Source organism: Verrucomicrobiia bacterium (assembly GCA_036268055.1).
Taxonomy (GTDB): Bacteria; Verrucomicrobiota; Verrucomicrobiia; order Limisphaerales; family Pedosphaeraceae; genus DATAUW01.
The window spans coordinates 109365-120949 of the sequence record DATAUW010000041.1; the positions used below are offsets into that span (position 1 = coordinate 109365).

Consider the following 11585-nt stretch of genomic DNA (forward strand, 5'->3'; position numbering starts at 1 on the left):
AAAAATGCGGCCTCACAATTCCCTAAAGCGGGGAGTGCGATTTCGTGGGTTGGAGTTTTAACGGGATGCAAATTTTAAGGACTGACGATTCGATAAAACATCGCCGGAGTGCCGGGATTCACGGAGTTGGTGAAAACGGAGTTGCCGGCGCTGTCGAAATAATTTGTGGCCACCGGCGTCCACGCGCTGAGCGGAGCCAGCGAGTCCGGGGATGCCAGCAAGCGATACGCGCTATTCGCGGGCCCGTTGGCGCCATTAATGACGATGTATTTTCCATCGAGCATTTCGATACGCGGACTGAGGTAGTAAGCCGGTGACGCGATTTTTCCAACCAGCACCGCATTGAGTTGATAACCGTAACCGGAGGCGGTGTTGGTGAATGAGCGGGTGGTCGCGCTTGCGATAAAGGTGGCAAACACATATCCGCCCAAACCGCCCTGCCCCGCCGGAAACGCATAAGCCTGGCTCAGGCTCGAAGTCGTCCCGGACATGATCGCAAAACTGCGCGAGCCGACGCTCGCGCGCGTATCCGTGGTGAGAAATAAAACATTATAACTTTGCCCGGCGACGAGATTGCTCAACACGATCACGCCGCTGCCGATGCCCAATTCCGCATTGTTCAGCACGCCGTCAAAATTCGCATCGCCACTGGTCGCGCCGCTCAAAAATCCCGATACTGAATAAGCGCCCGAGCCGCCGTAATTTATGTTCGTATTTGGATAATTTTTGAAAATGTACTGATTCGTGGTCGTTCGGCTGGTGGCATCGCCTAAAGAAATTCCATACAATTCCTGCGACGGCGATCCGATCAAACTCAATACGGAATCGTTGGAAAAGACACCGCTGGTGAAGGATAAAATATTTGAGGAACCTACCGGCTGCGCGGCGACCAATGTGGAATTCGGACTTTCACCCAAGGCGTTCGACGCGGAGACGACATAATAATAAGTGCTGCGATTGATCACGTTGGTATCGCAAAAATAAGCATTCGCCGGGCTGGAAATATTGGTGAACGGACCGGAACCGGACGGTGAGCGTTTGACATTATAATTCAGCGCGCCGAAAACGGAACTCCAGGTCAGCGCCACTTGTCCGTCACCGGCAGCGGCGGAAAGATTGGCGGGAGCATCGGGAATGGTGTAACGCGAGGTGGCCGTGACTTCCGTGGAGTTGGCGCTTTCACCGGAAGGATTTACCGCGGACACCACATAATAATATTTATTTCCATTCGCCAAAATACTGTTGGTGAAACTTGGATTGAAGACGCTGTTTGAAATCACGGTGTAAGGGCCGCTGGAAGTGGCCGAGCGTTTGACATTGTAACTGAGCGCGCCATGCGCCGGGCTCCAACTCAAGACGATTCCGGTGTCCATCGCGGTTGCGATTACGTTCGTTGGCGGCATTGGCGCCGAACCGCCGCCGTTCATCAGAATCACATCCGCCGCGCGCGCTGCCGGAGTGACGACGAGATTGGTGACTCGACCGTTCACAATATTTCCTTGAACAGTGGTTTGAAACGGCGCGCTGAGTTTGAAGGCCGCGTTCCAGGTGGCGGGCCACGCGGGCAGCAGCATGATTTTCGTTCCGTCACTCTGCATGAGCATGCGTTGTAAGGCGTCGAGGGCCACGCCGCCGGTATCTTCGCTCGGCATATAATCGTTTTGCTCGCGCCAAAATGCGGGGAACTTCAGCGACGGGTCGGTATTCGTGAAATTATAAACGGTATATTGTTGGGCGACATCCGTGAGCCCGATGACAGCGGCTTGAATCGCGTCCTGCATCCAATCGGCCCAGCCGAGGCCGTGGAACAAGCGCGCGTTGAAAGTGGAAACTGCGAGCGGCAGATTGGCTTTGTCCACGCCGAAAACGCGATACGGAAAAACTGCGTAGAGTTCGGTGTTTTCGCCATTTTCGATTTGATTAGTTTGCGGGCCGGTGTAGGGCAGAAGCACGCTCGCGCCGCTTTTCGTTCCGGTCGGCAAGGGCGGAACTTCACCGAGCATGCGCGTCCATTTCACCTGATTGCTCGGGGCGAGGAGATTCGCCGGGAGCGCGAGCATGCGCGGCAACACGGAGGTCAGCCCCGCGATGTCGGGCGCGGGATCGTGAGTTTTCCAATAGGTCTCGAGGGAATTGACGGGGTCGAGAAACATTTTGCCACTGGCATCGAGCGGAAAATGTTGGTCGTAAAAATCGAGCCCGGCGGACGCAAGCGGCAGGAGGGTGTTCGCGGCGAAATTGGTGTCGCCGGTGTAATCGTAGTAATCGAGCATCATCGTGCTCAACTCAAGAATGCCTTCAAAATAATGCGCGGTGAAATTTGCGGGACTGTTCGTGCCCTCGAAACTAATTCCGCCCCAGAACGGAGCCGTCTCCGCAAAATACGCGCCGCCGTGACCGTAGAAACTGGTGACTTGCGCGGCGTCGGCGGGAAGCAACTGCGCATACATGTTGAAGAGCGGCGACATGAGGTCGAAGTCGCCGGATTCGAGCATGGGCCAATACATTGGGCGGGTGTTCTGAAACCAGTATTGCCCGCCCCAGCGGCGGCCATCGGCGTTGTAGGGAACGGAGGGATTGTCAACGACGAACAGGGAGCCGTTGAACTTGATGGGGTAGGCGCCGCGTCCGGCGGCGGCGGTCACGAAGCGTTGCAATACATAGCCTTGCGTGGTGGTTGCGGCGCTGGAATCGCCGCTGACATAAATCCAACTGCGATGCCAGAGGGCATCCCACCAGGTTTGATGCGCAGTGCGCGCGATTGCGAGCGATTGCGCGCTGATTTGCGTGAGATTCGTCTGGACTTGAGCGAGCCATTGGTTTGCCGTTTGCGTACGAGTCGTGAGCGGGTAGATGGAGATGAGTTGAGAGGTGACGGGGTTGGAGAGCAAATTGGTCGAAGTGGTGTTGGTCATGCCGGCGCCGGCGATGAGCGCGCCGAAGATCCAGTTCGCGATGTGCGGATCGTCGCTCGCGCTGTTGCGATGATACCACCCGATGCGGTTTGTTTGGGCGGTGAGCACGACGTCGGGATTTGAAGCTTTCAAACGCCAATCGTTCAAGCTCGCTTGAAAGGTGAAGGGCGCGCCGCCACTGGTGGCTTCAACGTGGATGACGGGATTGTTGGCATCCACCCAAACGACGTACACGATGGAATTGTTACCCGTCCCTTCGGTGATTTGGATCTGGCCTTCGTGCAACATTAATACCTGCGAAAAAAACGCGCCACTGGTGAGCGGACTTGGAGTGGCCGCGATGCGTACGCCGCCGACTTTCATGAGACCTTGATCGCCGGGTACGTTGTCGCCCCAGGCGTCTGTTTTGCCGATGTAAAAATTCACGGCGCCGTTTGTCTCAACCCAAACATTCAAGCCAATGTCACCATTGCCCAGCGGCATGGATTGGGCATAAGTCGGTCCCGGTGAATTCCAAGTGACGTTGTTTGAGGCCAACAATGGAACGATGTCGGTCGTGGTTTGCGCGACGGCAGATGCCATCGTCATAGAAAGCGCTGCCAAACATCGCGCCAGTTGAAACCAAATTTTCGTCCGCATCACTTTCAAGGTTCGACCAACCGATAGAACCGTCCCGGTTCATTCAAGTTGATCGGAATGCTATTGGAAAATGCGCCACTGGCATCGAACGAATTGGTCAGCACCGCCGTCCAGTTCACCAGCGGCAACATGGCGTTGGTGGAAGTGAGGACGCGATAAGTGCCGTTGGCAACACCGTTCGTCCCCGCGAAATGAATGCTCGAACCGCTGACTATCGCAGCCGTAATCACCGCCGGCGTCGGCGGAGGAACCGCGCCGATGAGAACTGCGTTTAATTGATAGCCGTAACCCGCCTGAGTGTTCGTGAAAGATTGTGTCGCAGCCGTCGCCAAAAGTGTGGCCTCGATATAACCACCCAGCGCCGGAACGCCGCTAACAAACGCATACGATTGCGCCGCGCTGGAAGCCCCTGAAACGATGGTGAAATTTCGCGTGCCCACGCCAGTGCGCGTATCGGATTCGAGGAACAACACTTTGTAAGTCATGCCCACGACGAGATTACTAAGCGTGATCACACCGTTGCCGATGCCTAACTCCGCGTCATTGAGCACGGTATCAAAGTTCGCGTCACCGCTCGTCGCGCCACTCAGAAATCCCGATACTGAATAAGCGCTCGAACTGCCGTAGCTTAGGTTCGTGCTCGGAAAACTTCCGAATTTAAAACCGTTGGCGGTCGAGTGTGCGGTTCCATCGCCGAGGCTCACGCCGTATAATTGGGTTGCGTTGTTGCCGACGAGATTAAGCACGGAATTATTCGAGAATGTTCCGCTGGTGAACGACACCGGAACGCCGATGACGGTCACCAAACCAGACTGCGCAACCAGCGCCTCATCGGCTTGAATTTTGGCCGAGCCCAGTGCGTGACCGGTGAAAGCCGCGCTGCGATCGTCTGCTGAAGAAACGAGATCACGAGCTAGTACACCGCCGGTGATATTGACGAGCGACCACGTCGCCGCAGAATTAGTTATGAAATTACCTCCCGAATCACGCGAGATGGCGAACACATTGAGCGAAGTCCCGGCAACGATCAAACTTGCCGCAACGGGTGAACCACTGCCGTCGGCAGCGGATTCGATGCTCAAACTCGCAGGCGCACCGGGCGTGATTTGAAATGCGGAAGAAGTGACCGGCTGAACACTCGCGCCCGATGCCAGCAAAGTTTTTGCGCCAATCAAATTAATGATGAGGTTATTGAAATGAGCAATGCCATTAACATCTGTGACAGCGGTATTTCCAGTGAGCGTGCCATCACCACTGGCAATCGAGAGAGTGATGGTCAAGCCCGTGATCGGATTTTGGTTCGCATCTGCGGCGGCAAGTTGGACTTCGTTCAGTCCGCCCGCTGTGATGGACAAACCTTCCGCGCTGTTGTTGGGTTGCGCAACGAATGAAAGTGAATTGGCGGACACTTGCGTCACCGCAAATGTTTCCGGCGTGCCGGCATTGAAGCGAACGCGATTCGGCACCAGCGGATAGGCCGATGAACTATTCGTGGCCGACACCATGAGACTGTTGGCGAGCGCGCGCAAATAGATAGTGCCGTTGCCATTGTCCACCCAATCGAAAACCTGCATCGAACCAATGGAAGAGGCGTTCGCGCTGAGCGGCAGGATGCCATTGGTATCAGCCGTGACATATTGATTGTTCGCCGCGAGCAAGGCCACGCTGCCGTAACCAAAACTGGCGCTGGCATCCACTACTGTAAAAGCTTCGTTCGTGCCCGGCGACGCGGCGTTCGCATTGAGCGTGCTGTTCGATGCCGTGACCCACTTGCCGCTCGCGCTGGAGCGCAAATTAATATTTGCGCCGATGGGAATGTCGTCGTGATATTGCCAGTAATTGAGATTGAAGCCCCCAGTATCGCAAATGAGCATCACGTTATGCACACTGTTCTTCGCGAAGGTGTAGCTGCTCGCGCTTTCAACCGTCGCCCATGATTGATTGCCGCCGGTGTTCGGCACGGTCATGGCGGGATAATTGGTTCCGTCAATCACGAAGTGCAGTTGGCAACCGTTGTTCGGACTCGCGACACGCACGCGCAAATGCACCTGACTCCCTTGGATCGGCACACCAGTCCATTCAAACCATTCGCCCGCCTGGATCCAGCCGATGTCGAAACCGCCGCCTGCGTCTGTCGTCGGTTCGATGGCAATATTGCCATTGCGATAAAAATTCGATTTGCCGTTGCCGCTTGCTGCGCCGCCAAAAGTATCGCAACCCTCCGCCTCGAATTTCATTTCCGCCGGAAACGGACGCACGCTGAACTGACGCAAAATATTCAATCGCTGGTTGGGGTAATCATACAACGTCTGGCTGTAAGTCAGGGCATTGCTTTGCGCGTCGAGATTACGCACGCGAAATTGCGCCGCGTCTTCCTCGTAATCGGTAAAACCTTCGCACAAGGTCAGCAACGCATTTGCGCCGACGGTCTGTGTGAGTCCGGTCGTGAAAAGCTGGCCGTGATTCGGATCGAGAAAACCAGATTGGCCGGTGTGCTGAAATTCCGCAACCGCGACGCCTACCTTCACGCCGTTCTTAGTGACCAGCGTATGCGAAGGACCGTTGGGTCCGGCGGTGAACCAGCTTTCCGACGCGTCAGCGATGCCGGGATTGTTGCAAGTGGTGTCGTTGGAAAAAAAGTCCGAGGACAGAACGATGTAAGGATTAAAACCAAAATCCGCCTGACATTTCTGACGGACATAAGTCAAAGCGCGCGAGACATTGCCTTGAGTGTTGGTAAGAAACGTCACGGTGTTGCCAGTCCAGATGATGAGCAACGGACGCCCCTTGATCTTGAAGCGATTCGTGTCGGGAACAGTTTGATAAAAAAGTTTGTAGTTATAATCGTAGAGATATTTCCAGTTATTCGTGTCCGACATGTCGAACTTATCCGCATAACCGTAGCCGCGTCCGTTCGCCTCATTCCATTGGGCAACCCACGACGCCGCGTTGTCGTCGAAGATGGCGAACTTGATTTGGTTCGCGAGCCCGCGGCGGCTTAATGCGGCCATGAATGGAATGATGTTCGTCGGATTGCCGCCGTTGTTGGGCTTGGTTCCGGTGAGATTCGGGCAGACAAAATCCACTCCTGCCTGGCCGAGTTGCTCGGCCCAGTTGTCCCACGTGGCGTTGGGATTACTTGACTGCGGATTGTAGAGCGAGATATTGAACTGATTGGGATCACTCAGGGGGCCGGTGAGCTGGGCGCTATACTGATAGCCGCAAGTGACTCCGAGGTATTGCGCTTGAACATTGGCAACGATTAGAAGCATTGCGAAAACCAAGCCAGATAAAAATCTCCCTGCATAAACGAACTGCTGATCTTTCATATAAAAAATACTCCACCGCCAACCAACACTTCCCCGAATAAAACAAGGGATTCTCCGGAATGTACCGGAGAATCCCTTCTCGATCACTAACAATTACGGCGTAACCGCGCGATAGAAACGCGCCGGCTGGCTGGCTGGCTGAACCAACTGATACACGCCATTCGTGCCAAGTGTAGTTGTGCCGACTGGCGTCCACGACGCAGCGGGCGTCGTGATGTCACCCGTCGAGAGGATGCGATAGGTGTGACCCGATGCACCCGTCAACGTGATCGTCACGTTTGTGCCCGTGGGCGCGATCTTGAGCGTCGGCGTGAGACCGAGCACGCTGAACGGCGCGCTCAAGCCGCGGCTGTTCGACAGCCATTTGTGATCCAGATATTGCTCAACCTGGGTGCGTTCGCCATCGGACAAACCACGGTTATAAACGATGATTTCCGAGAGGTCGCCGCTGTAGTGTCCGCCGTTGCCCACGCCGACGGCGCCACCGATGAGCGTGCCCGGGAAGGCATTCGCTCCGCGCTGGGCACGCATAACGCTATTCAGGAAAATTTCCTGATTGCCAACTGCATCCAGCCGCCCGGTCCATTGACGCGGTGTTCCGAAGGCGAAGTTGGCTGGCGCGGTCCAATTCAAGTCGTCGGCATATTGCGCGAACGTGAAGGTATTCGCGGCGCGATAACCCATGTGCAGCGTGGCATCCACATTGTTGAAGCTGCTGCCGAAGAAGTAGCTGTTGCCATTGGCCGCAGCCGGATCCGCCACGTCCACGACGAACACCGTCCAGGGCTGGCCAGTCAACGACGTGAGGTCCACATCGAGCCAGTTATTTCCGAGGAACTTCACCGCATGCTGACCACCGTAGCCGAGCACCGGCAGCGAAGGACTGACATCGGTGATGGGATAATTGCCGGAGTTTGTGCCATTGTTTTCTATGCCGCTCTTGTCCACCCATTCCACGAGGTTCGTGCCGGAAAGCATAAGCGTGCTGGAATCATAAGCGTCCAACCACAGGATGCAGTTCGGAATGCCGTTGGTCGGATCGGTGATGGAGCCGAGGAAATCGGCGGACAAAACGTCGTTGTTTCCAGCCGCGTCCACTTCCAGGTTATGGAAAGTGATCACGCCGTTGGAACCGTCAGTTCCGATGTTATAGACCAGGTTTGTGCCAACCAACCCACTGCCCGAAACCAAATGCACGACGACCAGGTTCGTGGCGCCCAATCCCAAGGTGCTGAGATTGCCGCCCGCATCCACCGTCTTCAATACTGGCTGCTGGCTCAGCGGCGCGCCTGCCACGCCGGAACCCGGTTGAGTCGTCCAGACGACTGTCGTTGCTGGTCCGGCATTCACGGTGATCGCGGAGGAGACAGCCGAAGCCGTGCCCGAGGTGAAGGTCAGCGTGACGCTGCCGACATTGGTGATGGTCAAACTGGTGAATGTTGCCTGGCCGCTGGCGATGGATTCCGTGGTATCGCCCTGCAAATTACCGATGCTGCTGGTCGCGATCACCGGTGTGCCGTTGGTTTCAATATTGCCGAAACTGTCCAGCACGCTAATGATCGGCTGGGTGTCAATCGCCACGCCGACTTGCGCCGCGGTGTCAGGTTCCTGCACGATCACGACGGTGTGCGGCGCGCTGGGGACGACCGCGATGTTCGCGGAATTAAGCGTCGGCAACGAACCCGAGGTGAAGGTCAGCGTCGTCGTGGCGGCGTTGGTGATGAACAGACCGGAGAATGTCGCCACGCCTTTCACGGCCGAAACCGCGACTCCGTTCGTGGGCGAATTGCTCAAATCACCCGCGCCGGTTTCCGAGACGACGATCACATCGGTCGCGTTGGTAACGATGTTGCCGAAGGAATCTTCGACGGCAACGACTGGCTGAGCCGCGAAATTGATCCCGGCAATGGCGCTGGCGGAAGGTTGAGTCAACACGGCCAGTTGCGCTTCCACTGCGGGAAGAATCGTAAATGAGGTGCTCATATTCGTCGCCGCACCGCCGATGACCGCGGTCAATTCTTTTTCTCCAGCATTGGTGATATTCAGATCATTGAAAGTCGCCACGCCAGTTCCGTCCGTCACTTGAGTCAAAGTACCGTTGAGCGTTCCCGAACCGCTGCCAATGGATAAGACGATCGGAATGTTGGCCACGCCCGCGCCGCCGTTGCCGGTCGCTTCAACCGTGACACTGGGAGAAATCGTCACACCCGCGACGGTCGTGGTGGGCTGCTGAACGAAATGAACTCCCGTGACTGCGCTGCCGTTGCCGACGAAGAAAGGCGTGCTGGTCGCGGCGCTGGAAAGTTGGCCCATCCATTTGTTGAACAAATAATTTTCCACACCGATGCGCTGAACTTCAGTGAGGTTGGTATTATAAACGATGATTTCAGCAATATCGCCGTGGAAACTTCCACCGTTGCCTTGGCCGATGTTGCCGGGATTCACGTTGCCAAGAAATTGCGAACCACCCGTGCCGGCGAGCACGCCGTTCAAGTAGATCGCCTTTTGTCCGGGCGAAAGCACATGCGAAGCGATCTGCGGACCGGAACCCGACCAGGCGACGTTCAGATCGTCCGCGTAAAATGCGAAGGTATATTGCGGTCCCGCATTACGATAACCCATGTGTAGGACGTGATCCACGCCACCTGCCACATTCAGGAATGGCGTGCCCATGAAAAAGTCATTGTTCGCCGTTTCGCTCGGGCTGAGTTCGGTCAAGGCGATGATGGTGAATGGCCCGTTGGTGATGTGGGAAAAATCAACATTCAGACGGTTCGTGCCAAAAAAGCTGACCACTTTGGCATCGCCATAAGCGAAACTTGCGAGGTCGGCGTTCGTGCCGAGAAGCGGCGTGTTGCTGATGCCGTCGGCGACCGCGTTGGTCGCGTTATCATTGGCTCCGCTTTTATCTTTCCAGAGCGAGACGTTGGCGCCGTTCGTGGCGACCAGCGAGGTCAAGTCGGACGCATCGAGCCAGAGCTGGCAATTACTGATGCCATTCGTCGGTGAGAACACGGCGTTGGTTCCGTTGCCGGAGGTCGCGAGCAAACTGTAACCGCCCGCGGAGTCAATTTCCAAACCGCTCAACACCGCCACGCCGTTGGAGCCATCCGGCCCATTGCCCATGTTGAAAGTGAATGGCGCGCCGTTCAAACCGGCGGGCACAGACGAGACCGTGACCGTCATCGTCGCCGCCAAACCGATGCTTGAAGGATTGCCGGAAGCATCCGCGGTGACGAGTGTTGGTTGATGACCGAAAGGGGAGCCAACATTTGCCGAACCGGGTTGCACCGACCAGATCAGTTGAACCGCCGGACCGACGGAGGCGGAAACAGACGCGGCCAGAAAGACTGACAAGGCTGAGACTAAAAGGAATATCGCCCGCTGGGCTTTGCCCTGCCCGGCTCGCGTTTTTATTTTGGACCCGGCATTTCTTATTGAATTGGGATTTGTCTTCATGAAGGGAGGAGTTGTTTGGTTTTGGGTTGCGTGGTTTCGGGATGGAATTTAGCGAACGAGTGAGTTTGTTCCTACCATCTTAATCGGTATCCCCTAAAGCGGGGAACCGTCCAAGGCAGGGTTTACAATATGTTTTGCAATGTGCTTTTTTGAATTGTGTCGTTTGAGGTTTTTCGTCCCGGGCTTTCATTTAATTGGATGCTTATTGGATCGCCGAAAGATGTTGCGCCAGCCAGACGCCGTCGGACTGCTTGGCAGCGATGCCGCCGACGCTATTAGTGTTAAGAAAAGTATTGTTCCAGGGATGAATCTCGGCGTGACCATCCGCGAAGGACATTGAACTGGCATGACCGTGATTCACTGCCGGGCGGTCGCCGATGCCACCGAGCGTGGGGTTGCCGAAGAAAAATCCGTCGTTGATGCTCTCGGTATTTTCGTCCAGATAAACCAGCACCAGGGAACTGCTCATGGCGCCGCTGAAGTCTGAACTTTTCCGAAACTTTGTATAAGCCGGATACGCGGGATCCACATTGCTTTCCTCCGGACTGGAACTCGGCCCGACAAAACAATTCGCGGACACCGAACGGACACGAGGCTGGTTTGAAGGGAGATATACGCTTTTGTCAGCGGGGCAATGATACACGCCCGCGGCTTTGCAATAGCTTCCAATCGAACCGACGATCTTAGAGCCCGTGACGGGATCCCGATCACCCAGGACACCCAAAAGATAGACGTTAGTTTCCGTGCCCGCCGGTCCGGCGCCGTTTCCGCCGCCGGCCATTGCGCCCGCCACCCAATCCGGATTGCTTGGCGCCAGGCCGATGAAACTGCCATTGATGGGATTGCCGTCGTTTTCTGGGAGGGTGTCAGCATTGTCGCCAGTGTAAATGATGCTGGCTATTTGAAGTTGTTTCATGTTGTTGAGGCAGGAGGTTCCCTGTGCGCGAATTTTCGCCTGCGTCAATGCGGGAAGCAGCAGGCTCGCCAGGATGGCAATGATGGCTATGACCACGAGCAACTCGATCAGCGTGAAGGCGTGAAGATGGTTTTTCTTTTTCATAAAATGGCGTTGTCAACCCGGCCCCTCGTTTCCGGGAATGCGCAAACGAAGCGTCGCGTTTGGGCATTCGGAGAATCAGGTGGCACTGGAACAAACTTATTGGAAATGTGCGCAGGCGCACAATCCCCTATAGCGGGATACCCGCTTTTGTGTGGCCATCTTTTTGTCTTGTTTGATGCCCTT

4 protein-coding genes are annotated in these 11585 nt (G+C 55.8%); all 4 read right to left on the reverse strand.

Annotated features, from left to right (window positions below; genetic code table 11):
* Positions 1–74: 74 nt before the first annotated feature.
* Positions 75–3503: a DUF5703 domain-containing protein gene (locus VH413_20215; protein HEX3801027.1), complete on the reverse strand. Its 3429-nt coding sequence runs from the start codon at positions 3501–3503 to the stop codon at positions 75–77.
* 56 nt (positions 3504–3559) lie between these two features.
* Positions 3560–6826, reverse strand: a complete 3267-nt coding sequence (locus VH413_20220) for a DUF5010 domain-containing protein (GenBank protein ID HEX3801028.1) — start codon at positions 6824–6826, stop codon at positions 3560–3562.
* A 150-nt stretch (positions 6827–6976) separates the two neighbouring features.
* The gene (locus VH413_20225; GenBank protein ID HEX3801029.1) at positions 6977–10240 is read right to left on the reverse strand and encodes a hypothetical protein; all 3264 of its coding nucleotides are present in this window, start codon (positions 10238–10240) and stop codon (positions 6977–6979) included.
* Between the two features lie 304 nt (positions 10241–10544).
* The gene (locus VH413_20230) at positions 10545–11402 is read right to left on the reverse strand and encodes a type II secretion system protein (protein ID HEX3801030.1); all 858 of its coding nucleotides are present in this window, start codon (positions 11400–11402) and stop codon (positions 10545–10547) included.
* Positions 11403–11585 lie beyond the last annotated feature (183 nt).

Excerpts from the sequence above, each read along its gene's own strand:
- VH413_20215 (HEX3801027.1), bottom strand. The coding sequence starts at position 3,503 with ATGACGATGGCATCTGCCGTCGCGCAAACCACGACCGACATCGTTCCA.
- VH413_20220 (HEX3801028.1), bottom strand. The coding sequence starts at position 6,826 with ATGCTTCTAATCGTTGCCAATGTTCAAGCGCAATACCTCGGAGTCACT.
- VH413_20230 (HEX3801030.1), bottom strand. The coding sequence starts at position 11,402 with ATGAAAAAGAAAAACCATCTTCACGCCTTCACGCTGATCGAGTTGCTC.